Genomic DNA, 24,408 nt, shown 5'->3' on the forward strand with positions numbered 1-24,408 from the left:
CTGGCGCGGGCGAGTCGGCGTTGCCACCGGTGCAGCCGTTCGGTTTCGGTCGGCAGCAGCCCCGGGCAGGTCCGCAGCTCGCCCGTCGACAAGGCCGCGGACACGGCGACCCCACGGTCCACGCCCACCACCTCACCCGTGCCGGGCGGGTCGACGGGCACGGGCACGGCGGCGAACGCCACATGCCAGCGGCCGGCGCGGTCCCGGGTCACCCGGTAGGACTTGAAATCAGGGACCTTCCGCGATACACGGAACTTCACCCAGCCGGTTTTCGGTACCCAGCAGCGGGACCATCGCCGGTTCAGCTTCTCGACCCGAGCGTTCTTCCCGACGACCTGGAAACCTTCGGACTGGCCGCGTTTTCGGAACGTCGGCCGCCGATGCGACCCACCGAAAAAGTTCCGCATAGCCTGGTCGAAATCCCGCAATGCCTGCTGCTGGATGGTCTGCGACCCGGCTTTCAACCAGTCGAACTCCGCTCGCGCGTCGGTCAACTGCCGGCAGCGTTCCAGATGATTCGGCGGCTTTCCCCGATAGCGGGTCCACCACGACTGCTGTTCGACTGCCAGGTTCCACACGTACCGCGCATGCCCGCAGTGCTCTTCGAGTCCGACGCCCTGCCCGGGCGTCGGAGAGAGACGGTAACGGGACATGCTTCTATTCTACTGAAAGGATTCGCTCATGCGTTCCAGCGTGGGGCGCCGTTTCCTCCCCGGCCTGAAGGCCAGGGTATCCACGGCGCAAATCCGATGACGATCGGGCGACCCTCGGATCGTCACCCGGGAAGCGGGAAACGAGAAACGGCGCGATGCGCCGTGTCCGTGGGCTCCGCGGGTGGGCGTCGTGAACCACTCGCGCTGGGCCGACAAGGTCGGCAGCTCCAGCGGATCTGGCCAGCGTCTCGTGACGGGGCGGTCGTGGCGGCCGCGTTCCGCGCCCATCGGTCGGTGAAGCTGGCCTGATTGACGCTGTGATCATCTGTTGGAATGCCTGGTTTTGACACACGGGCTACTTCGGCGAACTACTACCTTCGCGTATACTCTCGATGTAGAGTCTCGGGTCATGAGCGTTCCGCTGGCCCTGTTGGGGCTGCTCGAGCGAGAGCCGAGCCACGGGTATGACCTCAAGCGCGACTACGACGCGTTCTTCGGCCGGGGCAAGCCGCTGCCGTTCGGGCAGGTGTACGCGACCCTGGCGCGCCTGGCCCGGGATGGGAAGGTGATCGCGGCCGACGTCGAGCCCGGCGCGGGGCCGGACCGCAAGCGTTACGTCATCACCGAGCAGGGCGTCAGCGACATCGAGACCTGGCTCGCGACGCCGGTCGAAGCCGAACCCCATCTGCAGACGGTCCTGTTCGTCAAGGTGGTGCTCGCCCTGATGTCAGGGCGCTCGGCCGAGGGGTACCTCGACGCGCAGCGGGCCGCCCACATGCATCGGATGCGGGAACTGACCGAGCTCAAGCGCACCGGGACTGTGGTCGACGCTCTGCTCGCCGACCACGGCCTGTTCCATCTGGAGGCCGACCTTCGTTGGATCGAGCTGACCTCGGCTCGGCTGGACGCGCTGGCGAAGGTGGTCACGACGTGAGCACATCCTCGAGTGGCGCTGCGCCGAGCTGGCCGGCGCGCGTGCTGGAGGCACGCGAGGTCTCGCTGTCTTTCGGGCAGACGCCCGCGCTGAGGGGGGCGAGCATGTCGGTGGCCACCGGCGAGATCCTGGCGGTGATGGGGCCGAGCGGGTCCGGCAAGTCGACGTTGCTGCACTGCCTGGGCGGCATCCTCGCCCCGGACACCGGTGAGATCCACTTCGCCGGCCGGCGCATCGACACCCTGAGGGAGAACGCCCGCGCGGCGCTGCGGCGCGACCGGTTCGGCTTCGTCTTCCAGTTCGGGCAGCTCGTGCCGGAACTCAGCGTCGAGGAGAACATCGCACTGCCCCTGCTGCTCAGGGGCGCCCGACGGTCCGATGCCCTGAACCGGGCCCGTGGCTGGTTGGAGCGGCTCGACCTGGCCGGGCTGGAACGCCGGCGCAGCGGGGAGCTGTCCGGTGGGCAGGCCCAACGGGTCGCATTGGCCCGGGGTCTGGTCGCCGATCCGGACGTGCTGTTCGCGGACGAGCCAACCGGGTCACTGGACTCACTCGCCGGTGAGCGGGTGATGGACCTGCTGGTCACCGCAGCCCGTGAGCAGGGTACGAGCGTCGTACTGGTCACCCACGATCCCCGGGTGGCAGCCTGTGCCGATCGGGAGATCATGGTGCGGGACGGCAGGGTCACGTACGGTGAGCTGGTCGCCTCATGATCCGGCTGGGCCTGCGACTCGCGGTGGCCGGCGGCCGGGAGGCGATCAGTCGGCTTGCTCTCATCGCGATCGGGGTGGCGGTTGGGGCGGCCCTGCTGCTGACCACTGTGGCCAGTCTCCACGCGGTCAACACGCAGAACTCCCGGTACGCCTGGCTGGAGACCACCTTCCTCGGGTCGAACGCACCTGCCGCGTTCACGGCGTCCGGTGGGTCTGCCCCGCTGTCCCCGCCGTCGTCAGCGTCATCGGCCGCGAGCCGCGCGGGCACGAGCGATCCCCTGTGGTGGCGGTTGCGCGCCGACTACTTCCGGGGCCGGGAGATCGGGCGGGTCGACGTGGCGGCCACCGGCCCCGGCTCCCCGGTGCCGCCCGGGCTCGCGCGCCTGCCGGGACCGGGGCAGTTCTACGCCTCGCCCGCCCTGGCGAGGCTGTTGCGCGACACCCCGGCCGGGCAGCTCGGCGACCGGTTTCCCGGCCGCCTGGTCGGCCAGATCGGCTCGGCCGCGCTGCCTGCCCCGAACTCACTGCTCGTCATCATCGGCCACAACGCCGCCGATCTTTCCCAGCAGGACGACGTCGGGCAGGTCACCGCCATCAGCACGACCACTCCCGCGGCCTGCGCCACCTGCGCGCTCGGCGTCGGCATCAACGACAACGGCATGACGCTCATCCTCTCCGTGGTGATCGCCGCGCTGCTGTTCCCCCTCCTGATCTTCATCGCCGGCGCGACACGGTTGTCCGCCGCGCGCCGGGAACAGCGTTTCGCGGCGATGCGTCTGATCGGCGCGACGCCGCGGCAGATGTCGGTGATCTCAGCCGTTGAATCGAGCGTGGCGGCGTTCGCCGGCGTCGCCGCCGGCTTCGGCCTGTTCTACGTGGCGCGTCCGGCCCTGGCCCGGATACCGTTCACGGGCCAGCCGTTCTTCACCGGCGACCTGACGCTGAGCCTTCTGGACGTGCTGCTCGTCGCCGTCGGCATTCCGGCCGCGGCCGCCGTAGCGGCGCATGTGGCTCTGCGTCGGGTGAACATCTCACCGCTGGGCATCGCCAGGCGCGTCACCCCGCGACCGCCCCGCGCCTGGCGGGTGATCCCGTTGGCGGCCGGTCTTGGCGAACTCGGCTACTGCGCCTACATCGCCGACATCGGCGCCGACTCCGATACCAGCACGCACCTGCAGGCCGCCGCGTTCCTGACCGGCATTCTGGCGACCATGGTCGGGCTGGTCATCGCCGGGCCCTGGCTGACCATGCTCTGCTCCCGCCTGATGGCCGGACGGGCCCGGCGGGCCGCCACTCTCATCGCCGCCCGCCGTCTCGCCGACAACCCGCATGCCGGGTTTCGCGCCATCAGTGGGCTGGTCCTCGCTCTGTTCGTCAGCACGTGTGCCATCGGGGTGGTCACGACGATCGCGGCTTACAACGGCGGCACGGCAGGCGCTGTGGCTGCTGGCCGCTCCACCGTCGTCCGCACATTCGACAACGGGCCGACGGGTTCGACGGGTTCGACCACGTCGGTCCCCACTGTGACCTGGCGAGCGCTGACCTCGATTCCCGGTGTTGCCGGGGTGACGCTGATCCGCCGCGCGCCGGTTTTCGACCCGCGCGAGTTCCCACCGCCGGGGATTGTCTCCTGCGCGGAGCTTGCCCGCGCCCCGGCCCTCGGTCGCTGTTCGGCCGGCACCGGCACCGCGACGATCAGGCCTGTCTTCGGCGGCGGTTTCGTCCATGGCGCCTCGCCGCTGGCCGACACCCGCTGGCCGGCGGCCGCCGTAACCGGCGCCGATCTCGGGCGGCTTCCGCTCAGTTCCATCGTTGTCGCGACGGACGGCTCGAGGAGTGCGGTCGAGCGGGCCCGGACCGTCCTCGACCTGGCCTACCCGAGCACGTTTCCCCCGCAGACCCTCACCGAGTTCGACGCGCGCAACGCGCAGCAGCTTGACAGCTACCGTCAACTCGCGAACGTCGTGATCTTCACCAGCCTGCCCATCGCCGGCTGCGGCTTGGCCGTCAGCGTCGCTGGTGGTCTCGCCGACCGCCGACGGCCGTTCAGCCTGCTGCGCCTCACCGGAGTGCCGCTCGCGGTACTCCGGTGGATCATCGCCCTCGAAGCGGCTGTCCCGCTGGTTATCACCGCGGCCGTTGCGGCGGGCATCGGCTTGCTCGCCGCGCACCTGTTCCTACGCGGGCAGTTGTCCGAGAACCTCCAGCCGCCCGGGGCCGGGTACTACCTGCTTGTCCTCGCCGGACTCGTCGCGTCCCTTGCCGTTGTCGCCTCGACTATGCCATTGCTAGCGCGCAGCACCGGCCCAGAAACCGCCCGCAACGAGTAGCTGGGGCCGCGGTTGTCGCTGGCCGGCGGTTATCTCCCCAACCACGGTCCTCACACTGCCAGCTCAGATCCGGCCATCCGGGGGCGGCTGCTGGCCTGGGCTGGTCTTGTGCCGGTTGCCGGACGGGCACAAGCCATACTCAGCTCGCGGGTGCGGGGCGCTCGCTGGCGGCGCGTTCATTGGAGCGCAGGGTGTCGACAGCGAGGTGGCGTTTGGCCGGGGTCAGCGGCCCGAGGCCTTTCCTGGCGGCTGCCGCGAAGGCTGGAGTCCGCTACCTGGTGGTGCTGTCTTCTCCGGCGGCGTACGAAGCGGGGGAGTTCGACCGGCCGATCGGCATGGTCCACCGCGCGGTCGAGCGTGCCGTGGCCAACTTTGGCCTCGATCACACCATGCTCTACCCGAGTTGGCTCGCGACCAACACCCAGCGTGACTGGGCTGACCAGATCCGGACGACCAGACGGGTCGCGATGGTCTTCGGGGACGCTCCCGTCGCGCCTATCCATGCTGACGACATCGCGGAGGTCGCCGCCGACCTGCTTACCCGCAACACCCGTCGCGCCCGGATACAGATCCTCATCGGACCCCGGTCGCTGCGCCTGCGGGGCGCGGTCGCAACCATCGGCGACATGCTTGGCGTCGAACTCCCCGTCGATGACCTGACCCGGGACCAGGTATTCGAACGTGAGCAGGCCCGGATGCCCCGCCCGATCCTGGAAACCCTGCTCGACGTCGCCGCCGCGAGTATCGGCCAGACCGACCCGGTCACCAACACTGTCGAACGGATCACCGGCCACCCCGCCCGACCGCTTCGCTCCTGGATCGAAGCCCACCGGACGGACTTCCAGCACGTCTGACGAGGTTCTTGCGAACCCACAAGAAGATTCGCCTGGCGCCATGGTCGCCATATCTGCTGGGATCAGGAGATCCAAGACGATCGGGTGACCCTCGGATCGTCACCTGGGAGGCAGGAAAGCGGGAAACGGGCGATGCGCCGTGTCCGCGGGCGGCACACCCGGAGGCTGGCCGTCGTGACGTGGCCGAGCTCGCCGGCCATAGCGCGTTGGACGCGATGTCGACCGACACGACCGGTCGGCGGTCCGCCCTACCAGAAGGTCAGGTCCATCCGGTGGGAGCAGTGGGGATCGGTGTCGATCTCCACCTTGCGCTCCTTTTCGGTGATCAGTGTGGGCAGGGCCGCGATCAGTGCGGTGACGGCACCGGAGGGCCGCACGTCGACCGCGAGCACATCGGGCCTTTCCGCGGTGTCGAGGTAGAGACGCAGCAGGTCCTGCTCGAGGAAGAGAAAGCCGCGCAGGAGGGGGTCCGGCCGTTCCCCGGTGAACGGCTGGGCGACGCAACGCAGAATGGTCAGGGCACGGTCATCGAGGGCCTCGGCCGCGGACGCGATGGTGGTGGGGTCCGGGCGGACGAGTGTCATGCCCATCATCGTGGTGACATTGTCGCTGGAGAAGTAGTGGGGGCCGCTGGTCAGGGTGCGCAGGATGGCGAGAAGGTCTCCGGCGGTGAGGTTCTGTCCGTTCACGTGCAGGGGGAACTCGTACGCCGTCAGCCTGTCCGGGGTGTGCGCGGCCTCATCCCCGGTAACGAGGCGGATGGCTGCGGCCGGCGGTGGTATGGGAAGGACGCCCCGGAGGTACACGGTGTCGTCACGTGCAGCCGGGAGCAGGGGTGTCTGAACATGGTGGAGCAGCAGGCAGGTGATGTCCGCCTGCTGCTCCACCAGCCCGTCATACGTGGATGTCATCCGTCAATTGCAGCCGCTGGCGGCGGCGCGCGCGTACCGGCGGGCCAGGGTGGCGAAGGCGTCCGCGAGCTCGGGTGGCCCGAGGACCTCGATGTCGGCGTCGAACCGGCCGACGGTGGCGGCCAGGCTGGGCCAGGACCAGGAACCGAGAACGAGCCGGCAGCGGTCCGGGCCGAGTTCCTCGACGATCCCGTCCTGGGCGTACCGGGAGACGAAGGCGGCGGGCAGATGAATGATCATCTCCCCGTGGCAGGGCTGGCGCTCCGGTCCGAAGGAGCCCTCGAAACGCTGGGCGACGAAGGCGGCCACATCCGTGCCGGGCAGCTGCCGCGGGGTGAACCGCGGCCCGGTCGGGGTGCGCGGGCTGATCCGGTCGGCCCGGAAGGTGCGCCAGTCCTCCCGGTCCAGATCCCAGGCGACGAGATACCAGCGTCCCGCCCAGGTGACCAGGTGGTGCGGCTGCGCCCGCCGCGGCGGGGAGGCAGCGACCGACTCCGATCGCGACGAGACGGTGTAGTCGAAGGAAAGCTCCTCGCGGGCGTGGACCGCGGCACCGAGCGTCACGAGAACGGCCGGGTCGACCCGCGGGTTCGGTCGATTTCCGCCGCGTTCGACCGCGGTGACCTGAAGCGCGTCGATCCGGTGGCGCAGCCGCGCGGGCATGACCTGCCGGATGGTGCTCAGCGCGCGGGCCGCCGCCTCCTCGACACCGACGCCGGAGCTGGCAGCGATCTGGAGCGCGACGGCGACGGCGACGGCCTGCTCGTCGTCGAACAGCAGCGGCGGCAGGTCCGCCCCCGCATCGAGCTGGTAGCCACCGTCGGGGCCCTTGGTGGCCCGGATCGGGTAGCCCAGCTCACGAAGGCGGTCGACATCGCGGCGCACCGTGCGCGGACTTACCTCGAGCCGGGCGGCCAGCAGCGCCCCCGGCCAGTCCCGGCGTGCCTGCAACAGCGAGAGCAGGGCCAACAGGCGCGCTGAGGTCGTCGGCATGTCACTGAGATTGCCCGTAGAAGAGGCCAGAAACTGACCGCTTCTCCGGTGACAGTGGTCTTCAGTCGACCACGGCGACAACAGAAAGGCCGATCATCATGACGACCGCCCCCGCCCCCGCCCGTACCCTCGGGCACGCCAGCGTCCTCGACGCCGAGCGGGCCGACCTGCTCGCCGAGCTCGCCGCGGCCCGCACCCTGCTGATCAACACGACTCGTGGCGTCAGCGACGCCCAGGCCGGCGAGCGACCGACCGTCAGCGCCCTGTGCCTGGGCGGGCTGATCAAACATGTCGCCTCCTGCGAGGAAACCTGGGCGCGGTTCATCCTCGAGGGGCCCTCGGCGTTGGACGTCGCGCTGCCCGACGGCGTCACCTGGGACGAGTTCATGACCGGCACCGCGCGCGAATACCCGGCCTGGGCCATCAGGCGTCACAACGACTTCCAGATGCTGCCGGGTGACACGCTGGCCGGGGCCATCGCCCGCTACCGGCAGGCCGCTGCCCGCACCGACGAGATCGTCGCGACCATTCCCGACCTGTCCGCGGCGCAGCCACTGCCGGCGGCACCCTGGAACGAACCGGGCGCGCGACACAGCGTCCGCCGGGTGCTGATCCACATCATCGCCGAGACCACCCAGCACGCCGGGCATGCCGACCTTCTGCGCGAGACGATCGACGGCCAGACCACAACCTGACGACCGCCTCGTCCAGGCCCTGGATGGGGCTGGACGGGCCTGGCGGTGGACGAGTCGCACCAGCGTCCGTGCGGGTCCGCGGCGTCGGCTACCCGGTCACACCCAGCCCGCGGCGGACGGCGAGTTCGACGGGGGAGTAGGTGTCGTCGGCGCGGTCCAGGTCGAGCAGGCCTACCGGGTCCAGCGGGGGCTGGGCGATGAAGCGTGGAACGGACCCGCGGTGTCGTTGCGCGGCGTGGATGAGGAACGGGTGGCAGAGGTACACGTCACCGGCCCGCCCGGTCGCGAGGACCACCGGACGGTCGGGACTGTCGAGCCTGCCCGCGGCGTCCATCTGCCCGCACAGCTCCAGCCCGTTTCGGCCGCGTTCACCCCCCGGCGCCAGAAACGGCGGCACATCGAGGTGTGATCCGGCCTTGATGCGGGTCGGTGCGTCGTCGGGGCCGACGTCCGAGAACAGGAACAGCATCAGCAGGGCGCGGCCGCGGGACCTGATGTTCAGCCAGAACCACGTCTCACCGTCGGGCAGGTAGGAGCCGTCCATGTGCCAGCCGGCATCACCGGGGTCACGGGGATGCGGGAAGCGGATGGGGAACGTGCCCAGGCCGCCGCGGGGCCGCCACCGGCCGGGCCCGACCAGCTGATCGAAGGCGGCATGCAGCCGTGGCGTGGTGGCGGCCCGTTGGAAGGGTTTCTCCGCGCTGCCGTCGATCCGGATGACGGGACGGGTCCAGCCAGCCGGGTTGTCGGGGTCGAGGCCGGTCAGGCGCCACAGGATCGCACGGCACTCGTCGGCCAGGTCCCTCGGGAACGCCTCCCGGACGTGGACGAAGCCCTCGTCGATGAACGTCTGGATCTCTTCGTCGGTCAACGTCGACACCGCGGTCATCACCTCGACCTCGGATTCTCGTCGGCCGGGGACGGTCACTCAAGCGCATTTCGTGCGGCCACGACGTGCCCGCACCGGATGCGCTGGGCGGTCAGACGGCTGGGAACAGCAGTGGGGCGAGCCGTTCGAGCTGGTCGACCGCCTGAGTGAGGTCCGCCGCGAACGGGTTGACCAGCACGTGGTCGGCGCCCGCGTCGAGATGGGCGGTCAGCCGGGCCGCGACAGTGGTTTCGTCGCCCCAGGCGAGGACGTCGTCGATCAGCCGGTCGCTGCGTTCGCCGGTCACCTCCGCCTCGCTGTAGCCGAGCCGGCGGTAGTTCCTGGTGTAGGGGGACTCGGGGGCACCCGCGCCGAGGCTGAGGATGCGGCGCAGCTGTGCGCGGGCGGCCGGCGCGTCGGTTTCGAGGACCACGGCCTGATGGGGGATGACCAGGAGGTCCGGGCCGACCGCCGCGCGGGCGACCGCCGTGTGCGCCACGGGCTGCAGGAACGGATGGACGCCGTCGGCTCGTTCGCGGGCCAGTTGGTGCGCACGCGGTCCAAGGGCAGCCAGGACGCGCGGGTAGGGGGGAGCTGGTAGCTGCGTCAGACGCCGCCCGGCATCGTCCATGGCATCGAGGTAGTCACGCAGGTGAGCAAGAGGCCGCTCGCCGGACTGACCACCAAGGCCGAGGACGAACCGGTCCGGATGGGCCTCAGCCAGTGTGGCGGCGCCGGTGTGCATCGAGCCCGCGGCGCGGACACTGATGTTCGCGATGCCGGTGCCGACGGTGATCCGATCGGTCGTGGCCAGCATCAGACCGTGCTGGGTGAACGCCTCGCGGCCGCTGACCGGCGCGACTGGCGGGGTCTCCCCGCTCCACACCGATCCGTACCCCAGCCGCTCGATGCGGACGAGCTCGCGGCGCTGCATGGCCACCGGCGTACTGAGCAGGACGAACGGGGGAATCCAGACCCCGAACCGGCCCAGCCTTCGCCTGGTCTCCGCAACCGTCATCGCCGATCCCTCCACCTCTTCAAGTCAAACGGAGGCTGCCTCCGCCTGAGGGAGGCGAGCTTACCGGAGGCAGCCTCCGCCTATGGCTGTGGGGGGGGAGGTACCCTCCGCTTGTTCGCCGGGAAGGGAAGCGCGGGTGAGTGCAGTGGCCGAGCCGAGGCCCATGCGGGCCGATGCCCGGGCCAACTACGAGCGTCTGCTGGCGTATGCCCGTGCCGCGTTCGCCGAGCACGGCATCGGGGCCTCCCTGGAGGACATCGCCCGCCGGGCCGGAGTCGGGACGGGGACGCTGTACCGGCACTTCCCGTCGCGAGAGGCTCTTCTCGAGGTCCTCCTCCACGATCGGTTCGACACACTCGCGGCCAGGGCCCGCGAGCTGTCGGCCACCGCGGCGCCCGGATCCGCGCTGACCTGCTGGCTGCGGGAGTTCGTGGAGTTCACGGGCACCTACCGCGGGCTCACCGCCGCGTTCACCCGGACCCTGCGGGATACCTCGACCGAGCTCCACACGGCCTGTGAGGGCATGCGCGAGGCCGGGGCGTCCCTGCTCACCCGCGCGCAGCGGGCGGGCGTGGTCCGCGCCGACCTCGACGCGCTGGAACTGTTCACCCTGGTCAGTGGACTCGCGTGGTCCTACGAGCAGACCTCGGCCGCAGTCCCGGGGCGGGTGACGGTCGACCGGCTGCTCACGCTCGCGCTCGAGGGCGTGGCGCCGACGGCCCTCCCCGACCGCGGTCGGGGTCGCCGTCGCGGAAAGGCGGACGAGCCTCCCGAAAGACGGTCGCCGCACACATCAGTGTCGGAACAGGCGAAGCCCGGTGTGGACGAGGGCGACCCCTTGATCACGGCAGGCACTGAGGATCTCCGCGGAGCGGATTGATCCGCCGGGTTCGGCCACGTAGCGCACCCCGTGTCGGCGGGCATGAACAATGTTGTCCTGAAAGGGGAGGGCGCCGTCGGAAGCGAGGCTGACCTGGTCGAGTCGACTCAGCCATCGGGAGCGCTCCGTGGCGGTCAAGGGCGGGCTCCCGCCGGGCCCGAGCGGGAACGCGGGATCGGCGGAGCTCGCCTCGAGGTAGTGGATCTGGGCATTGATTCTTTCTTGGATCTTCGAGTTCTGGCCGACGTGCAGTGCCCGGACGAGGCGGTGTCGGCGTAGCCACGTCCACCCGGGACTGTTGACCCGCGCCCACGCCAAGCGTCATCCCGCCGCGGACGTAGGCGACCGAGTTCGACTGGGTGTGACGCACCACGAGAAGGCCCCTAGGAGCAGGTCGTCGAGGGCGTGGTCGGGAATCGTGCCGACGCGGATATCGGCCAGGGTCTGCCGGTTCGGAACGGCGTCATCCCAGGGCTGGGTGAAGCGCATCCCGTGCACCTCGCGGATCTCCCAGGGGGTGGCCGGTGGGTCGGGTCGGCCTCCAGGGTCAGGAATGTGCCGTTCTTCTTCGCGGACAGGGTTGCCACGACCCCTGGCTCATAGCCGGGCGCCACGATTCCGTCGCAGACCAGCTGGCGCAGCAGCAGGGCCAGCGGGGCTGGCGGTCGCCGGCCGCTGGTGGGGATTCATGCCGTACCGCAGGTCCATCGACCGTCCTCACCGCGCACAGTCAGCTGTGCGTCGCGGGCCTAGGCGGTCGGCGTCGACGATCTTTCGGCCGTTCCCCGGTGGTCATCCACCCGCGCCAGTAGCGGCCACGTCCAACCGTAGCAGCTACACATCAGCCGGTAGCTGCGTGTCGACGCGATCCTGTGCGCGGGATTCTCCTCGGGATCCTATGCTGACCGCTATGAGTTCGACTGCGCTTTCGCCGCCCGCCGTCTAGGCGGGCCGCTACGGAAGGTAGTTGCGACGGGTGACGGTGCCCGCCGCACTGGTTGTGCTGCCCGCATCCGGGAACCAGGCCACTTCCCTTCCGTGGAGAGCGCGCAATGTCGAATATTTTTGTCGGCCCGTCTGCTGGGCGGGGAATGATTTTTCTGGCCCTGGCGGGCACCGCCTGGGGCACGACCGGTGCCGTCGTTGACACGGTCTGCCGAACAGGCGCTGTCGGACCGTTCGCCGTTTCCTTCTGGCGCTTTGCCAGCGGCCTGTTCGTGCTTCTCCTGGCGCGCGTCGTGCGACCGTCCCGATCCGTGAGGACTGCCGATACGGCTGCTCCGTCGCAGCGTTGGAGCTTTGTCATGCGGGTCGGAACAGGCGTTGGTCTGGCGGTCTTCCAGACGGCCTACTTCGGGGCGGTTGCTGTGACCGGCCTCGCGGTGGGCACGATCGTCACGCTGGGAGCGGGACCAGCGCTGACCGCCCTGGGGGCGCGACTGGTGCTCGGCGAGCGCCTGGGGCACGGCCTCGCCGCGATACCGGCTGTCCTCGGTGGGCTGATGGTGCTTGTGCTGGGAAACCACGGCGGCGAGGTACATCCAGCGGGTGTCCTGCTCGCGTTGCTGTCCGCGGCGGGGTACACGGCGATCACGCTGCTGGCTCGATGGGCGGGACGCGCTGGCGGTGGCGGTGATGATGCCGTCGCACTGACAGCGTGGGCTTTTGGCGTCGGCGGTCTGGTTCTGTTGCCGCCTGCCATGGCCGAGGGACTGCTGCCCCATACGGCCGACCTCGCTCGGGTGCTGGCGTTGCTGGCATACGTGGCCGTGGTGCCGACCGCCCTGGCCTACCCGCTGTACTTCGCCGGCGCGGCAGTCGTGCGTGCCACCACCACCTCGACCATCATGCTGATCGAGCCGGTCAGCGCCACCGTCCTCGCGGTTATCCTGCTCGGCGAGCGGTTGTCGACCGCGGTTGTGGTCGGCACGCTTTTGTTGGTGTCCGCCATGACCGTTCTCGCGGTTACCGAACATGCGGACGCGCTGCGCTCCGTGCCTCAGCCAGACGAGAGGGGCGAAACGCCGTGTGCGGAGGACGGCGCTAGAGGTGGGTGGACAGCGCGCCGAGCAGAGTGATCGTGCGGGCGTGTTCCTCAGGTGTGGGGACTCCGGAGAGGTTGGCGATGACCTGGGTGGCGCCGGCGTCGGCCAGCCGGGTCAGCTCCCTCTCGACGTGGCGTTCGTCTCCGATGATCGCCACGTCGGCTGCTGTCCGGGCGCCCTCACGGTCGAGGATCGTGCGGTAGGACGGTACCGAGTCGAAGAACGCGAGGTTGGTCGCGGCGCGGGCGCGGACCTCGTCGGGTGCGTCGGTCACACAGATCGGGAGGCCGGCGATGACCTCACGGTGCTGTCCGCCGGCACCAGCGGACAGCGTGGGCACGATGTGCTCCGCGAGCGTGCGCGGCCCGGCCAGCCAGGTGATCGTCCCGTCGGTCAGCTCGCCGCACAGACGCAGCATGGCCGGGCCGAGCGCCGCAAGCACCAGCGGAGGAGGCGCCGTGGCGCTGTTCGACGGCGGCCCGGTGGCCGACGCCGAGACCGAGCCACAGGCGTCCACCGACCGCGGCCTGGGTGGTCTGTACCTGGCTGGACATCGCGATCGGGTGCCGGGAGTGGATGGTCGTCACAGCTGTGCCCAGGGCCAGCCTCGGGACCTCCCGCCCGATGAGGGCGAGGGCGGTCAGCGCGTCGACGGTGTAAACCTGGCCGAGCCACAGCGATGCCAGGCCGGCGTCCGCGACCACGCGAGCTCGGGTGACCAGGTCGTCCACGGCGTTGGGGCCGTCCGCGGCGGGCAGTTCGAGCGCGAGTCCGAGTGGGATCATCAGTGGTCACCGCCGTCGCTCGCGAACGAAAAGCTCGTCCGATGTCCACCTACGATGACCATGCGCAGGTGCCGCCGAAGTCGGTGCCCGGCATGGTGCGATGAGGCGCGGCGTGCCGCTCTGGTTCTTCCGACCGGCGATTCCACGGGGGTGGAGGCGGGCACGGTGTGGCTCCCTTCAACGGCGGCTGTGGAAATCCGACCCCAGATTCCCCGTAACGCGCCATGAACCCACACATTCACTTTCACGGGATGAAAGTCGGTCCACTCGCGGTGAGGAGCACGCACAGTGTCGGTGGTGGGCAGAGCGTTCTCGATCCTGGACGCCTTCGCGGGCGGGACGCCAAGCCTGCGGCTGACCGCGATCGCCGAGCGTGCCGACCTGCCACTGCCGACGGCGCTGCGGCTGGTACGTGAGCTGGTCGCCTGGGGTGGCCTGCAACGACAGTCCGACGGCTCCTACCGGCTGGGAAGCCGGCTGTGGACACTGGGTGGGCAGGCCCCCTGCCAACGGCGGCTGGTGGAGACCGGACGCCCCGTTCTGCACGGTCTGAGCCGGGAGACGGGGCTGCCGGTGCTGCTCGCCGCGCTGGATGGCAGCCGCCTCGTGGTGCTGGATGGTGCTGATGCCGGGGCCGGCACCGCCGTGCGGCCGGGGACGATGCTGCCGCTGCACGCCACCGCGGCCGGCAAGGTCCTGCTGGCCTACCTGCCGGACTCCCGCCGTCGGCAGCTGCTGACCGACCTGGTGCGCCTCACGCCGCACACGCTCACCGCACCTGGCCTGCTGGATCGGCAGCTGGCCGCGATCCGGGCCGGAGCGCCCGCGAGCGCATGGGAGGAATGGCATCTCGGCGAGAACGAGGTGGCCGTTCCCGTGGACCCGTTCGCCGTGCACGGCCCTGAGGCAGCCCTGGCCGTGACGGCACGCTCGGCGGCCCAGGCCCGCCGTGTGCTGCCGCTGCTCGCCCGGGCGGCGCTGACGATCAGTGCTGGACTGCGACCCTCGGGGCAGGCCACGGCCTGTGCGACCCGTGCAGGCGAGCCGCGGTGACCAGCGGCGCGGAGCGGCCTGACTACCAGTGATCGTGATGGAGAACCTGGTCGGCTCGACACCTGGTAGCTGTCCGCAGGTGTCAGCGGACGAGGGGCTGGAGCCCGCGCAGCATGAGGTTGCGGACTGTCGCGCCGCTGCGGGCGTGCGAGACGGTTCCGATCCGTCGTGACCGCGCCGCGATCTGCTGTGCCTTCTTGCGGCGCTCGCCGTCATAGCGACGCAGCGCGGCGGTGACGCCGTCGTCGCCGTCATCACGGGTAGCAGCCGTCAGATGGTGCACGAGACTGATCGCGTCGATGATCGCCTCGCATCCTCCTCTTCCGGCGTGCGGGGTCATGGCATGTGCGGCGTCGCCGAGCAGCGCGACCCGGCCGGCGACGAAACCGGGCAGCGGCGGGTGCAGGTCGTAGATCGGGTTGCGAAGAAGATCCGCCTCCTGGGCTGCGGCGAGGATGGTCGGAATGGGCTCGCGCCAGGCTCCGAACCGTTCACGTAGTCCGTCGAGTCCCGAGGTGTCCTGCGGCTGCGCACGGAACGCCGCGTAGAAGTTCGTCCTGCCCGGCTCCATCGGGGTGTTGCCGAACAGGGCGCCGTCACCCCACGTCTCGCCGTAGGAGCCCGACTCGAAGTCGACGGTGCCCCGGTAGCCGATCAGCCCGCTGTAGCGGGGTGTGGTGCGGTCGCCGAAGAACGTCTGCCGCACTGCGCTGCGCAGCCCGTCGGCACCGATCAGGACGTCGGTCTCGGTGAGTTGGGCGCGCAACGCGGCCTGGTCCGCCCGCACGCCGGTCCGGATGTCGATGTCGTTCGCGTGCGTCAGCAGGAGGTCCATCAGCGTGCGGCGGCTGATCAGGCGCACGCGTGGAGTGCGCGGTGAGTCCCCGGGTAGCCGGAGCAGCCGGCGGCCGTCGTGGCGGTAGATCGCCGCCTCGGTAACGGGCACGGACGCCTGGGAGAACTGGTCACCCAGGCCGATCGTCGCCAGCCCGTCCTGTGCTTCGGGCCAGAGGCCCAGGGCGGCGCCCACACCGACGACCCGCGGCCACCGCTCCCAGACGGTGACCGACCATCCCGCGTCCCGCAGGCCGATCGCGGTGCTCAGACCGCCGACGCCCGCGCCCACGATCAGTGCTTGCTTCGCCATGCCCCAAGAATACTACGCCTGTAGTAAAACTACAGTCGTCTCGTGTCCACCCAGCGCAGCCGACGCGAGGCGGTCCTTGATGCGGCGATCGAGGTGCTCGGCAGCGGCGGCTCCCGGGCTCTCACTCACCGCGCGGTCGACCGCCGCGCGGGCGTCGCGGAGGGCACCACCTCCAACTACTTCCGCACCCGGCAGGCATTGGTCGCAGGCGTGCTGGCCCGTATCGCCCGACGGGAAAGCGCACCGTCCACGAGCCCGGCCGCCGTACCGACCGACGCCGAGCAGCTCGTCGCCGTGATCGCCGAGCGGCTGCGGTTCCTGCTGGGCCCGGGCCGTACGCTGACCCTGGCGCGGCACGCCCTGTTCCTGGAGGCCGCGCTCGACCCGCGGCTGCGGCCCGATCTGCTGGCCGAGTCGGCGCCGTGGTGGGAACTGGGGGAGACGTTCCTCCGGGGATTGGGCGTTCCCGATCCCCGGACACGCAGTCGCCTGCTGTTCGCCTACCTCGACGGGCTGCTCGCCGACCAACTGGCCCGGCCGTCTGCCGACTTCGACCCGGCGGTGGCAGTACGCACGGTCATGCGCGGTCTGCTGACACCCTGACGAGGCGCAGCTCCCTGCTCGCCCGGAGAACCTGACTTCTACCTCGCGTGCAACGCATCCTTTCCATCGCCAGCGGTATTGATGGTTGGCGGAGTGCCGGAAGTCCGTGCGTCGAGATCGGCGTAGACCGGTGCGTGGTCGCTCCAGCGTTGGTCGTAGGTGGGTGCTCGGTCCACGGCGGTGGCGAGGAGTCGTCTGGCGAGGTGCGTGCTGGAGATCAGGTAGTCGATGCGCCAGCCGGTGTCGGTGTCGAAGGCCTTGCCGCGCCACGACCACCATGTGTAGGGGCCCGGTTGTTCGCCTGTGGCCTTGCGTACCAGGTCCACGAAGCGGTCCTCGGTGAACAGCTGGTCGAGCCAGGCTCGTTCCCGGGGAAGGAAACCGGCTTTCTTCAGGTTGCCTTTCCAGTTCTTCAGGTCGAGCTCGCGGTGGCAGATGTTGAGGTCACCGCACACGAGCAGGTGCCGGCCGTCGGCGGCAAGCTTTGCCATCCGTTCACGGATCGTGGCCAGGAAGCGGTATTTTTCCTCCTGCATCGGCGTGTCCGCTTCGCCGGTGTGGACGTACACCGACGCCACGGTGAGCAGTCCGGGATCGCCTTCCAGGGCGAAGTCCGCCTCCACCCATCGGCCGGTGCCGGTGAAGTCGCCGAGCCCGGTGCGGACAGCCGTGGGAACGATCCGGGACAGGATCGCGACTCCCGCCCGGCCCTTCGCCGCCCCGGCCTCGTGGACGATATGCCAGTCGGGCCCGACCGAGTCCGCCAGGATCGTGTCGTCGGCGCGGACCTCCTGGAGACAGAGGATGTCCGGGTGTCGGGCCGCCAGCCACGCGTCCATTCCCCGCCGCCTGGCAGCGCGGATGCCGTTCACGTTGACCGTCGCCACCCTGAGCACAGCGCCCCGGCCTCCTCGTCAGCACGTGGTCCGTTCCACCGTGTTGTGCACCATGGAAGCAGACCGGCGAAGCGGGGGATCGGCCGCCATCGTCACCTGCGAAGCCGATCAGTCCTCGAGGTGGGGCTCGGACTCGCGGACACGCGCCCGTGCGCGGCGCCGTTGCCACAAGGTCACCGCGGCGCTCGTTGCCGAACCGGCGACCTTCGCCACCAGGAATCACGCCAGTTTCGCTTCCGACTGCGCCGATGGGTGAGTTACTTCACGCATCCATATCCCGACGATCTCGATGTGAGAGGAGTCGTCGGAGGCAGTCTCCGATTTCAGGTGCACTTCAGGTCAACGGTCGCGCGGCGCGTCGGTCGCAGGCGGCCTGCGAGCAGCATGCGGAGAAAGCCGTTCTCCGTCCCGAGCGTGTGTTCATGCGCTACTTCCGCTTGAGGAACGAACTGCTCACGTCGGAGGCGGGGACTTCGTCCATACGGATCTGATTGCGGCGGAACCTCCGGGCCAGGAACCACTGGGCGACGAGCAGGTTCGGCACCCAGCACAGGAACGGCACGGCATAGTAGGCCCGGTCGAACGCGACGTCATCGCTGGTGCCGGCCAGCCCGGCCTGGGCGGCGATCAGCACGGCCAGCCACAGCCGCAGGGTCACCGCCGCGTAGGTAAGGGCGAAGGCCCGGACCGCCCAGCGTCGGTGGGCGGGGACGTCGCGGCGGCGGATGGCCCGCCACGCCGCGACGGCGAAACTCATCCAGAGCAGCGCCAGCAGCCCGAAGCCGGGTACGCCGATCGGGCCTGCGACGTTCACCGGCGACAGCACGGCACCGGCTGTCCCGGCGACCACAATGGCACTCAGCGTAATCCGTCCGGCCATTCGGTGCAGCCCGCGCGCCCGGGCACGCACCCATGCGGAGAGCTGGATCGGCGACAGCAGCAGGGCCGTCCCCCCGAACACGATGTGCAGGTAGAACGCGGCCTGGATGAGCGTCGACCGGTCTGCGTAGTTCGGCGCGAGCCGGCTGTCCTGCTCGGCCAGGGTCGTCAGCGACGTCGTCAGGTACGGAAGCGGGGCGAACACCGCGATCGCCACCGCGCTGAGCGCGAACCACCAGACGGCGGCGGTGCGGCCCCAGCTCCGGCCGCGGCCGGGTACAGGGGCGGAAGTCAGGGCGGACATCGGGTTCCTCCGGGACAGAGCTCAGGAGCGGACGTGGGGCAGGCAGGTGGGGCAGCTCCGGAAACCGCGTGGACAGCCGCGGACAGGCTGCGGACGGACCATGGACGGATGCGGACGGGCCGCCGGACGGGCCGCGGATGCCCGGTCCACGTCGAGCGGCCGGCGCCTGGGAAAGGGTCTCCGGGCGGGGCGCCGGCGGTCGACACCCTGGCGGGTCACGGCAACCCGCCCCGCAGGACTCCCGGGCTCACCCGCGCGGGTGACACGGGCTGCCCGGCACGGGGATCGCGTGCCGGAGGCCAGGCCGGCCACCATGGTGTGTGTGTTCTCAGGGTTGGTCGCTTCTGATGTCCTGTCCGTCGCCGCCGTCTCCGCCGACTCGTTGGGTCGGGAGGCCACCGCCTCCCCGGGGGCTCGGCGCGGGCGCACGCTGTGGCGCGCGCGTCCGCACCGGGCCGATGTCGGGCTGGCGGTCGGGCTGGCGACCGTGACGATCGCCGCGACCCTGGTCTCGTCCGGTCAGGCGCCGTACCGTGCGCTGGACGCGGTCGCGCTGATGCTGGCCGCGATGTCCGGGCTGGCGCTGGCGTGGCGTCAGGCCGCGCCGCTCGTCGCGACGGCGGTGACGTCGGCGATCGTCGCGGGCAACGCCGCGGCCGGCTACAGCGTCGTGGCCGTCCAGTGGCCGCCGTGGCTGGCCCTGTTCGGCTGCTTCTCGCTGGGCGGCCGGGGTACCCGGACCGCAGGCGTCGCCATGTGCGCCGTGGCCGTCGGTGGCTACGCCCTGTTCGACCGCGGTGGCCTGCCGGTCGAGGCCATGGCCGGGATCGCAATGACCTTTCTCATCGCGACAGTCGGTGGCGACGCGGCGCGCAGCCGCCGCGCGGTCGCCGCGGCGCAGCACGCCCGGATCCGCGGCGAGGCGCGGGAGCAGGCGCTGGCCACCGAGCGGCTGCTACACGAGGAACGGGGCCGGCTGGCGGGCGAGCTGCACGACGCGCTGGGCCACACCGTGAACGTGATGGTGTTGCAGGCTGGCGTCGCGCGGCGGCTGTTCGCGGACAACCCGGTCTTCGCCCGACAGGCCCTCACCGACATCGAGAACATCGGCCGCGAAGCACTGGGCGAGCTGGACCGGATGCTGCGAGTGCTGCATCCGCAGCCGGACCCGCGGCCGGCAGATCCGCGCTGGGAGAACTCGCAACCGGGCGACGGATGTCCCGGCAGGGGGGATGACGGCGCGGACGACGTCGACGCCCAGGAGCGGCCGGCCGGCATCAGCGGCCTGGTGGTGCTCGTCGACCGGATCCGTGCCACTGGCCGAGCGGTAGATCTCGACGCGGCACCAGTGGATCTGTCCGCCGGCACCGAGCGGGCGCTGTACCGGATCGTGCGGGAGGCGCTGACCAACGCCGTCCGGCACACCCACACGGGACGGATCCGCGTCCAGGTCAGCCGGGTCGCCGACCAGATCCGGGCCGAGGTGTTCAACGAAGGCACCGGGTTCGCGTCCCCGGTGCCCGGCCGGGGACTGATCGGCATGCGGGAACGGGCCCGGCTCGAGGGCGGGTCACTGGAGGCCGGTCTGGTCGAGGGCGGCTTCCGGGTGCTGGCGACGCTCCCTGCGCACCCGGTCACCAGATCATGATCAGCGTGTTGCTGGCTGACGACGACCGCCTGCTGCGCAGCGGACTGCGTGCGCTGCTGGATGCCGAGCCGGACATCGTGGTCGCCGCCGAAGCGGCCACCGGCGAGGAGGCGGTGTTGGCGGCGCGTAGCCACCGCCCGGACGTCGTGCTCATGGACGTGCGGATGCCCCGGCGGGACGGGGTGTGGGCGACCGCCCAGATCGCCGCCTGGCCGCAGCCCCGGCCGCGGGTCCTGGTGCTGACGACGTTCGATATCGACAAGGTGGTTGAGGGTGCCCTCGCCGCCGGGGCTGACGGCTTCCTGCTCAAGCGGGCAACCCCCGAACAGCTGATCGAGGGCATCCGCGTGGTCGCCGCGGGCGATGCGCTGGTCGCCCCGGCCGTGACCCGCCGGCTGCTGGCCACGATCGCCAGCCGTCGCGCGCCGGACCGCGAGCTGCTGGCCCAGGCCGACCGGCTGACCGACCGGGAGACGGACGTGCTGCGGGCGTTGGCCGAGGGCCAGACGAACAGCGAGATCGCGGCCACCCTGCACGTGTCGGTGGAGACGGTCCGCACCCACGTGAAGCGGATCCTCAGCAAGCTCGGTGTCCGGGACCGCACCCAGGCGGTGGTGTGGGCCTACCGCACCGGATTCGTCGACATGACCACCCGCAACCCCTGATCCACGAGTCCGTTCTCGCCGACGCGCAGGCCGGCAGGCCCACCGAGCCCGCCGGGATCACACGGACTGCAGGCGAACCGAGCAGCACGCGTCGGCCACCGTGACACGGTCGGTTACGGTGGCGGCGTGGGCCTGCACCTGAGTCAGATCGACGAGGCGGACGAGCTGCTGACGAACGATCCGTTGGCCTTGCTGATCGGGATGGTGCTGGACCAGTAATGTTCGGAAAGGTGGAACGGCGCGGTCCTCTGATCTGGGGTTTCTCGCGCGGGGCTGCTGCCTCGTGATCGTCGAGCGCGGCCGAAGCCGGCCAGGCGGGCAGTGACTCACCCTGACCCCTCCCGCCCGGCAGGCACCGTGGACGAGCCACGCCGAGCTGACATACCGCGGTAGTTGCTACTCCGGTATTCTGGAGCGGTGAAGGTTGACAAGATGAGCGTCTCGTTCGACGGCGAACTGGGTGACGCGGTTCGGGACGCCGCCCGGCGCGCTGGCGTCGGGCTGTCGGCCTGGCTGGCGGCCGCCGCTGCCGCGAAGCTTCGAGCCGATGCCCTCGCCGAGTTCCTCGACTCGTGGGAGACGGCAAATCCGGCGTTGGCGCCGGAGGAACTGGCGCGGGCTGAGCGCGAGCTGGGCCTGCGCGCGGATCAGTCGGCGGCGTGAGCGCGCTCGTTCTCGACGCGGGCGCGTTCCTGGCTGTCGAGCGCGGCGATCGGGAGATGGTCGCCCGACTCCGGGTCGCGCAGCAGCACGACATCGGGCTACGGAGCAACGCCGTCGTCGTTGCCCAGGTCTGGCGGAATCAGGCCGGGCGGCAGGCCGCACTGGCCCGCCTGCTACGCGCGGTGGAGGTGTGCACCGTTGATGAGCGGACCGGCCGCGATGCCGGTGTGCTACTTGGCCGCGCCGGCACATCTGATGTGGTTGACGCGACGGTCGCCCTGCTCGCCCGTCCGGGCGACCGCATCCTGACCAGCGACCCCAAGGACATCACCCGGCTTGTTCAGGCGGGCGGCGTACCAGCCGTGGTGGTGCCCTGCTAGCAACTTCACCAGCCGGCTTCCCTTGGCCAGCAGCACGGCTGCGACGCCACCATCACCTGACTCACCTCATCTTGACGGGTAGGGCTCTCCGGCCGTTGCTGCGGTTCCTCGTCAGACCCGTCTTGACCCGCCGGCAACACCGCGACCGCGACGACTACCCGACCTACCGCACCAGCCCGCTCAGCCACGATCTCGGCAGTCGCCGCAACCCCGTCCGAGCCGGAGACGCCGCGCCTGACGGCCCACTTGGGAACGACACTCGGCTCTTCGACCTGTTCCGCGGACCCCACTTCACCGTGTTGACCTTCGGCAACCGATCAGCCACCACCGTCGAGGCCGCCCACCTGCACGCCCATACGGTCCTACCGGCGGGGTCGGCGGCGCCCGCCGAGGCATGCATCGACACCACAGGCCTGACCCACCGCGGCTACGGCGCCCGTAACGGCACCCTTGTCATCGTCCGACCCGATGGGTACGTAGGGCTCGTCGCCCACGACCCGCGTCCAGACACGCTACGCAACTACCTTGCCCAGGTCCGCCTACTACCGCTGCCGGCGCCCGGAGGTGCCCCGGCAGCGAGGCCGTAGCCCGCCCGCCTTCCCCTGGCCGCGCCTTGTCACCAAAATCGTGTGGCTGTGAGCGGATGGGCGCGTAGGCAACTTTGGTCCCGCGAGCGTCCGCGCCCTGACTCGGTTTGGATGCGTAAGCGGAGCCCCGTGTTCCGCTTGCACATCCAAACACCGCCACCACCCACCAAGCCAGGACGGCCCCGAGGAGCGCCTCGTTGGCGGTCTGCCACTCAGTCGAAGCAACGCGCCGACGGCGAATCCGACCATCGTCGCGAGCACCGACGACCCCACGAGACTGCGCCCGTGACCGGGAGCAACGAGCGTACACGGACACCAGCGAACGAACCCCCGGTGAACTCTTAACCCGCTGGATGGGTCGCCGAGCTGCAGGAGGTGTGAGCGATCCAGCCATGGCACGATGATCTGATCAGCACCCCGCCGCGAGCGCGGCTGGCCCGTGCGCATCACCGCGACGACATCGCTGATGACGTCCATCCTCAACCCCAGTCAGCTCCTCCAGAGACGATCGGGTATGGATCGAGGACGTTCACGCATGGTCCGTCCTCGATCTTCGCCTTACGTTTCGGCGTGTGCAGGCTATGCGAATCCACGGATACGGCGACGCGGCCGTCATCCGCCGCGACGACATCCCGCCGCCGGTCCCTGGCCCTGGTGAGGTGCTCATCCAGGTCGCGGCGACCTCGTTCAACCCTTCCGAAATCGGAGTGCGCTCCGGGATGCTGCGCTCCCTGTTCCCACTCGATCTGCCGCACACACTCGGCTGGGACGTCGCCGGTACGGTCGTCGAGGTCGGCAGCCGGGTCCGCACGCCTGCCGTCGGCGACCAGGTCGTTGGCCTCCTGGCCGGGGGTGCCGCGGCTGAGTACGTCTCGGCCGCCGCAGATGCTCTGGTACCGGCTCCGACTTCCATCCCGCTTGCCCACGCGGCCGCCCTTCCCGTCGCTGGCATCACCGCCTGGCAGGCGGTGTTCGAGCACGGCCGCGTCGCGCCTGGGCAGCGGGTGCTCATCAACGGTGCCGGCGGTGGCATCGGCGGGTTCGCCATCCAGCTGGCCAAGCACGCCGGAGCACACGTCATCGCCACAGCCAGTCCGCGCAGCACCGCGGCGGTCCAGCGGCTCGCCGCCGACCAGATCATCGACTACACCGCCCGTTTCATTGCCGACGGGCTCGATCGGCCGGTCGACGTGGTCCTCAACCTCGTCGCGCTGAGCCCGCCACAGGCCGCCACCCTGGTACCGCTGGTCCGGCGCGGCGGCGTTTTCGTTTCCGTCACCACCCCGATCGAGCCACCGACCGGCGTCCCCGTGACGGCCACGCACTTCGTGGCGCGGAACGACACAAGCCAACTCGCCGCACTGGTCAAGCTCGTCGACGCCGGCGCCGTCCGTGCGGACATCGCCGCCACCCGTCCGTTCGCCGATCTCGCCTCAGTACACCGCGAGGCCGAGGCCAATCGAACCCGCGGCAAAATCATCATCATTCCGTGACGAGGTTCCCCGGGGCCATCACCGGCCACGCAGGACTACGCCGGCTGCACGGCGATCCGGCAGACGTCCCCATGGCCGCCCGACGCAGTCGGCTACGGTGATGGCGTGGGACTGCACCTGAGCCAGATCGCCGAGGCGGACGAGCTGCTGACGAACGATCCGTTGGCGTTGCTGATCGGGATGGTGCTGGACCAGCGGGTATCGGAAAGAACGAGCGAAATGGTGTCGTAGGCCCAGGCTCCGAGCCGTGATGTCTGGCAGGGATGGCGGTCACCGGACTCCGTTGTCCCCACCAACATGCGGATGCCCGCTCTGAGCCGGGATCAGGCTCATGGTAGTCGGTCATGGTAGTCGGCCTGAGTGGTACCATGATTGCATCCTGATGCGTCGAAGGCATCCTGATGGGGAGTC

The 24,408-nt window shown here is 70.3% G+C and carries 27 protein-coding genes, 1 pseudogene and 1 riboswitch; of the genes and pseudogenes, 17 read left to right on the plus strand and 11 right to left on the minus strand.

Going from position 1 to position 24,408, the window contains the following annotated elements:
• On the minus strand, positions 1-653 hold a 653-nt coding region (locus MXD59_RS06520; RefSeq protein ID WP_248823872.1), incomplete at its 3' end, for an RNA-guided endonuclease InsQ/TnpB family protein.
• Between the two features lie 409 nt (positions 654-1,062).
• Between MXD59_RS06520 and MXD59_RS06525 the strand changes: the two genes are divergently transcribed.
• The 4 genes from MXD59_RS06525 (at position 1,063) to MXD59_RS06540 (ending at position 5,484) form a co-directional block, all read left to right on the plus strand.
• On the plus strand, positions 1,063-1,587 hold the full coding sequence (locus tag MXD59_RS06525; RefSeq protein ID WP_248823874.1) for a PadR family transcriptional regulator: 525 nt from the start codon (positions 1,063-1,065) through the stop codon (positions 1,585-1,587).
• Entirely contained in the window at positions 1,584-2,300 is a 717-nt protein-coding gene (locus tag MXD59_RS06530; RefSeq protein WP_248823876.1) for an ABC transporter ATP-binding protein, read from the plus strand. The genes MXD59_RS06525 and MXD59_RS06530 overlap by 4 nt, the downstream gene beginning before the upstream one ends.
• The gene (locus MXD59_RS06535) at positions 2,297-4,630 is read left to right on the plus strand and encodes an ABC transporter permease (protein WP_248823878.1); all 2,334 of its coding nucleotides are present in this window, start codon (positions 2,297-2,299) and stop codon (positions 4,628-4,630) included. Before MXD59_RS06530 ends, MXD59_RS06535 begins: the two co-directional genes overlap by 4 nt.
• A gap of 278 nt (positions 4,631-4,908) precedes the next feature.
• Entirely contained in the window at positions 4,909-5,484 is a 576-nt protein-coding gene (locus MXD59_RS06540) for a Rossmann-fold NAD(P)-binding domain-containing protein (protein ID WP_248823879.1), read from the plus strand.
• Positions 5,485-5,732: 248 nt separating this feature from the next.
• On the opposite strand, the gene MXD59_RS06545 is transcribed toward MXD59_RS06540, so the two are convergent.
• Together MXD59_RS06545 and MXD59_RS06550 are read right to left on the minus strand one after the other, a co-directional pair.
• On the minus strand, positions 5,733-6,395 hold the full coding sequence (locus MXD59_RS06545; RefSeq protein WP_248823880.1) for a hypothetical protein: 663 nt from the start codon (positions 6,393-6,395) through the stop codon (positions 5,733-5,735).
• A 3-nt stretch (positions 6,396-6,398) separates the two neighbouring features.
• Entirely contained in the window at positions 6,399-7,388 is a 990-nt protein-coding gene (locus MXD59_RS06550; RefSeq protein WP_248823881.1) for a helix-turn-helix transcriptional regulator, read from the minus strand.
• A 98-nt stretch (positions 7,389-7,486) separates the two neighbouring features.
• Between MXD59_RS06550 and MXD59_RS06555 the strand changes: the two genes are divergently transcribed.
• The gene (locus MXD59_RS06555; RefSeq protein WP_248823882.1) at positions 7,487-8,083 is read left to right on the plus strand and encodes a DinB family protein; all 597 of its coding nucleotides are present in this window, start codon (positions 7,487-7,489) and stop codon (positions 8,081-8,083) included.
• Between the two features lie 88 nt (positions 8,084-8,171).
• Here MXD59_RS06555 and MXD59_RS06560 read toward each other — a convergent pair whose 3' ends face one another.
• Together MXD59_RS06560 and MXD59_RS06565 are read right to left on the minus strand one after the other, a co-directional pair.
• The gene (locus tag MXD59_RS06560; RefSeq protein WP_248823884.1) at positions 8,172-9,011 is read right to left on the minus strand and encodes a phytanoyl-CoA dioxygenase family protein; all 840 of its coding nucleotides are present in this window, start codon (positions 9,009-9,011) and stop codon (positions 8,172-8,174) included.
• 52 nt (positions 9,012-9,063) lie between these two features.
• On the minus strand, positions 9,064-9,969 hold the full coding sequence (locus MXD59_RS06565; protein WP_248823887.1) for a TIGR03620 family F420-dependent LLM class oxidoreductase: 906 nt from the start codon (positions 9,967-9,969) through the stop codon (positions 9,064-9,066).
• A gap of 136 nt (positions 9,970-10,105) precedes the next feature.
• Here MXD59_RS06565 and MXD59_RS06570 point away from each other — a divergent pair, with 136 nt between their 5' ends.
• Positions 10,106-10,849 carry an SbtR family transcriptional regulator gene (locus tag MXD59_RS06570; RefSeq protein ID WP_308301659.1) on the plus strand — a complete coding sequence of 248 codons (744 nt, stop codon included), beginning with the start codon at positions 10,106-10,108 and terminating at the stop codon, positions 10,847-10,849.
• Here MXD59_RS06570 and MXD59_RS27275 read toward each other — a convergent pair.
• A complete protein-coding gene (locus MXD59_RS27275) occupies positions 10,812-11,222 on the minus strand; it encodes a hypothetical protein (RefSeq protein WP_372511947.1) in 411 nt (136 codons plus the stop codon). The two genes, MXD59_RS06570 and MXD59_RS27275, sit on opposite strands and share 38 nt — an antisense overlap.
• A gap of 367 nt (positions 11,223-11,589) precedes the next feature.
• A riboswitch (ZMP/ZTP riboswitch) is annotated at positions 11,590-11,672 on the minus strand.
• 268 nt (positions 11,673-11,940) lie between these two features.
• Here MXD59_RS27275 and MXD59_RS06575 point away from each other — a divergent pair.
• On the plus strand, positions 11,941-12,927 hold the full coding sequence (locus MXD59_RS06575; protein ID WP_248823889.1) for a DMT family transporter: 987 nt from the start codon (positions 11,941-11,943) through the stop codon (positions 12,925-12,927).
• On the opposite strand, the gene MXD59_RS06580 is transcribed toward MXD59_RS06575, so the two are convergent.
• Entirely contained in the window at positions 12,893-13,312 is a 420-nt protein-coding gene (locus MXD59_RS06580; protein WP_248823891.1) for an LLM class flavin-dependent oxidoreductase, read from the minus strand. The genes MXD59_RS06575 and MXD59_RS06580 overlap by 35 nt on opposite strands.
• Complete coding sequence (locus tag MXD59_RS06585) at positions 13,194-13,679, minus strand: LLM class flavin-dependent oxidoreductase (protein ID WP_248823893.1); 486 nt, start codon at positions 13,677-13,679, stop codon at positions 13,194-13,196. Before MXD59_RS06585 ends, MXD59_RS06580 begins: the two co-directional genes overlap by 119 nt.
• Positions 13,680-13,976: 297 nt before the next feature.
• On the opposite strand from MXD59_RS06585, the gene MXD59_RS26875 reads away from it, so the two are divergent.
• Positions 13,977-14,732, plus strand: coding sequence for an IclR family transcriptional regulator (locus MXD59_RS26875; RefSeq protein ID WP_248823895.1), 756 nt, complete (start codon positions 13,977-13,979; stop codon positions 14,730-14,732).
• 82 nt (positions 14,733-14,814) lie between these two features.
• Here MXD59_RS26875 and MXD59_RS06595 read toward each other — a convergent pair whose 3' ends face one another.
• Positions 14,815-15,879 (minus strand): FAD-dependent monooxygenase, encoded by a 1,065-nt coding sequence (locus tag MXD59_RS06595; RefSeq protein ID WP_248823898.1) that lies wholly within the window; start codon positions 15,877-15,879, stop codon positions 14,815-14,817.
• Between the two features lie 42 nt (positions 15,880-15,921).
• Between MXD59_RS06595 and MXD59_RS06600 the strand changes: the two genes are divergently transcribed.
• Positions 15,922-16,482 (plus strand): TetR/AcrR family transcriptional regulator, encoded by a 561-nt coding sequence (locus MXD59_RS06600; RefSeq protein WP_248823900.1) that lies wholly within the window; start codon positions 15,922-15,924, stop codon positions 16,480-16,482.
• Positions 16,483-16,520: 38 nt separating this feature from the next.
• Here the strand turns inward: MXD59_RS06600 and MXD59_RS06605 are convergent, their stop codons facing one another.
• Together MXD59_RS06605 and MXD59_RS06610 are read right to left on the minus strand one after the other, a co-directional pair.
• The gene (locus tag MXD59_RS06605; RefSeq protein WP_248823901.1) at positions 16,521-17,378 is read right to left on the minus strand and encodes an exodeoxyribonuclease III; all 858 of its coding nucleotides are present in this window, start codon (positions 17,376-17,378) and stop codon (positions 16,521-16,523) included.
• Between the two features lie 427 nt (positions 17,379-17,805).
• A complete protein-coding gene (locus MXD59_RS06610) occupies positions 17,806-18,561 on the minus strand; it encodes a DUF2306 domain-containing protein (RefSeq protein ID WP_248812202.1) in 756 nt (251 codons plus the stop codon).
• 313 nt (positions 18,562-18,874) lie between these two features.
• On the opposite strand from MXD59_RS06610, the gene MXD59_RS06615 reads away from it, so the two are divergent.
• From MXD59_RS06615 to MXD59_RS26310, 8 genes and pseudogenes are all read left to right on the plus strand, one after another.
• The gene (locus MXD59_RS06615) at positions 18,875-20,209 is read left to right on the plus strand and encodes a sensor histidine kinase (protein WP_248812234.1); all 1,335 of its coding nucleotides are present in this window, start codon (positions 18,875-18,877) and stop codon (positions 20,207-20,209) included.
• A complete protein-coding gene (locus tag MXD59_RS06620; RefSeq protein WP_248812203.1) occupies positions 20,206-20,874 on the plus strand; it encodes a response regulator in 669 nt (222 codons plus the stop codon). The genes MXD59_RS06615 and MXD59_RS06620 overlap by 4 nt, the downstream gene beginning before the upstream one ends.
• Positions 20,875-21,000: 126 nt before the next feature.
• Positions 21,001-21,090, plus strand: a pseudogene (locus MXD59_RS26880) (HhH-GPD-type base excision DNA repair protein); the annotation flags it as partial.
• A gap of 216 nt (positions 21,091-21,306) precedes the next feature.
• A complete protein-coding gene (locus MXD59_RS06630; protein WP_248812204.1) occupies positions 21,307-21,537 on the plus strand; it encodes a hypothetical protein in 231 nt (76 codons plus the stop codon).
• Positions 21,534-21,917, plus strand: coding sequence for a twitching motility protein PilT (locus MXD59_RS06635; RefSeq protein WP_248812205.1), 384 nt, complete (start codon positions 21,534-21,536; stop codon positions 21,915-21,917). Before MXD59_RS06630 ends, MXD59_RS06635 begins: the two co-directional genes overlap by 4 nt.
• 122 nt (positions 21,918-22,039) lie before the next feature.
• A complete protein-coding gene (locus MXD59_RS06640; protein WP_248823902.1) occupies positions 22,040-22,504 on the plus strand; it encodes an aromatic-ring hydroxylase C-terminal domain-containing protein in 465 nt (154 codons plus the stop codon).
• A gap of 581 nt (positions 22,505-23,085) precedes the next feature.
• Positions 23,086-23,997, plus strand: coding sequence for an NADP-dependent oxidoreductase (locus MXD59_RS06645; RefSeq protein WP_248824076.1), 912 nt, complete (start codon positions 23,086-23,088; stop codon positions 23,995-23,997).
• Between the two features lie 105 nt (positions 23,998-24,102).
• Positions 24,103-24,228: a hypothetical protein gene (locus MXD59_RS26310; RefSeq protein WP_283096539.1), complete on the plus strand. Its 126-nt coding sequence runs from the start codon at positions 24,103-24,105 to the stop codon at positions 24,226-24,228.
• The last annotated feature ends 180 nt before the right edge of the window (positions 24,229-24,408 follow it).

Source organism: Frankia umida, from assembly GCF_023242945.1.
Taxonomy (GTDB): Bacteria; Actinomycetota; Actinomycetes; order Frankiales; family Frankiaceae; genus Frankia; species Frankia umida.

Bases quoted from the DNA above. Each gene is read 5' to 3' on its own strand.
- MXD59_RS06525 (WP_248823874.1), top strand. From the start codon at position 1,063: ATGAGCGTTCCGCTGGCCCTGTTGGGGCTGCTCGAGCGAGAGCCGAGC.
- MXD59_RS06535 (WP_248823878.1), top strand. From the start codon at position 2,297: ATGATCCGGCTGGGCCTGCGACTCGCGGTGGCCGGCGGCCGGGAGGCG.
- MXD59_RS06545 (WP_248823880.1), bottom strand. From the start codon at position 6,395: ATGACATCCACGTATGACGGGCTGGTGGAGCAGCAGGCGGACATCACC.
- MXD59_RS06550 (WP_248823881.1), bottom strand. From the start codon at position 7,388: ATGCCGACGACCTCAGCGCGCCTGTTGGCCCTGCTCTCGCTGTTGCAG.
- MXD59_RS06555 (WP_248823882.1), top strand. From the start codon at position 7,487: ATGACGACCGCCCCCGCCCCCGCCCGTACCCTCGGGCACGCCAGCGTC.
- MXD59_RS06565 (WP_248823887.1), bottom strand. From the start codon at position 9,969: ATGACGGTTGCGGAGACCAGGCGAAGGCTGGGCCGGTTCGGGGTCTGG.
- MXD59_RS06575 (WP_248823889.1), top strand. From the start codon at position 11,941: ATGATTTTTCTGGCCCTGGCGGGCACCGCCTGGGGCACGACCGGTGCC.
- MXD59_RS06580 (WP_248823891.1), bottom strand. From the start codon at position 13,312: ATGCTGCGTCTGTGCGGCGAGCTGACCGACGGGACGATCACCTGGCTG.
- MXD59_RS06585 (WP_248823893.1), bottom strand. From the start codon at position 13,679: ATGATCCCACTCGGACTCGCGCTCGAACTGCCCGCCGCGGACGGCCCC.
- MXD59_RS06595 (WP_248823898.1), bottom strand. From the start codon at position 15,879: ATGGCGAAGCAAGCACTGATCGTGGGCGCGGGCGTCGGCGGTCTGAGC.
- MXD59_RS06610 (WP_248812202.1), bottom strand. From the start codon at position 18,561: ATGTCCGCCCTGACTTCCGCCCCTGTACCCGGCCGCGGCCGGAGCTGG.
- MXD59_RS06615 (WP_248812234.1), top strand. From the start codon at position 18,875: ATGGTGTGTGTGTTCTCAGGGTTGGTCGCTTCTGATGTCCTGTCCGTC.
- MXD59_RS06620 (WP_248812203.1), top strand. From the start codon at position 20,206: ATGATCAGCGTGTTGCTGGCTGACGACGACCGCCTGCTGCGCAGCGGA.
- MXD59_RS06630 (WP_248812204.1), top strand. From the start codon at position 21,307: ATGAGCGTCTCGTTCGACGGCGAACTGGGTGACGCGGTTCGGGACGCC.
- MXD59_RS06645 (WP_248824076.1), top strand. From the start codon at position 23,086: ATGCGAATCCACGGATACGGCGACGCGGCCGTCATCCGCCGCGACGAC.